Consider the following 1,408-nt stretch of genomic DNA (forward strand, 5'->3'; position numbering starts at 1 on the left):
TATTTTCAGGTTTAGCAGCAGCAAGCTATGATATTCTTGTAAAAGACAGTAATGATTGTTTGGCACCCGATGGTTCCCAAACGCTTACCATTACTGAGCCAGCGACAAGAGTAACGATTAGTAATGCTATCGTTGTAGACCCTATTTTAAATGGGGAAAACACAGGGAGTATTGATATTGATGTCCTGGATGGCGCTCCACCTTATACATATCTTTGGACGTATGACAACCCTAATGGCGTAAGTAGTACCTTTACCCCTACTGACGAAGATATTAGTACGCTGTATGCAGGAACTTATACGATTACAGTTACGGATGGGAGTGGATGTACCACTACTGCGAGTTATACTTTAGTGGATCCACCAGTTTTAGTGCCTATCATTACAGTGGTGCAAGAGATTGCATGTTTTGGAGATGCGACAGGTGTTTTATCGGCTAGTGCTACCGGTGGTGTACCAGGCTATAGTTTTGTTTGGAAAAAGAATGGTTCTTTTTTATCATCAGACCAACAAATTACGGGTTTGTCTATAGGAACGTATACATTAATAGTTACAGATAATGTTGGTGGCTCGCAAGAGATACAATATAATTTAACACAACCAGCTAGTGCTTTAAGTGCTACGTATAGCGCAACTGATGTAAACTGTTTTGGAGCCAATAATGGAAGTATAGGTATAACGGCTCAAGGCGGTACACCTCCATATAGTTATCTATGGAAAAGAGGTACCACTACACTACCCATTACCACAGCTAGTATAAACAATCTTTCTCCTGGGAGTTATAGTTGTCAGGTAATAGATAGCAAAGGATGTGTATATGAAATAAATGCAATTACGATAAGCGAACCCGCAGTTATAGAAATTGTTTTTTCCAATGTTACCCATTTAGTAGATGCATCTAGTAATACAGGCGCGATTAGTGTTTCGGCTATTGGAGGTTCAGGTTCTTTGAGTTACCAATGGAATACAGGTCAAACCACAGCCTCGATTGCCAATCTTGCAGCGGGAAGTTATGCTTTGACGATTACTGATGTAAATAATCCTAGTTGTACATTAGTTGAATCGTATACGGTTACAGCACCACCTTTATTTACGGTTAGTATCCAAGAGGATAATGAGATAGCTTGTTATGGAGAAAGTACAGCGGTATTAACAGCAGTGGCTTCTGGAGGGACACAAGGCAATAGTCCTAACGAATATAGTTACTCTTGGTCAGGACCTACTATCCCTTTTACAGAACCAACTAACTTGGCCAGCTTGTCTAATCTACCAGCAGGAACATATACTGTTCAAGTAAGAGATGCGAATAATGTTTTACGAACGCAATCTTTTACAGTAACTGAGCCTTCAGTTTTAACAGCAAGTTATACCAAGACAGATAGTAGTTGTTTTGGTTTGAACAATGGAAG

Annotated in this window: 1 protein-coding gene; it reads left to right on the forward strand. The window is 39.8% G+C overall.

Going from position 1 to position 1,408, the window contains the following annotated elements; translation table 11 throughout:
• A partial coding sequence (locus tag NHF47_RS17035) for a SprB repeat-containing protein (RefSeq protein ID WP_252766120.1) occupies positions 1-1,408 on the forward strand: 1,408 nt, incomplete at both ends.

This window comes from Flavobacterium sp. NRK F7 (assembly GCF_024054195.1).
Classification (GTDB): Bacteria; Bacteroidota; Bacteroidia; order Flavobacteriales; family Flavobacteriaceae; genus Flavobacterium.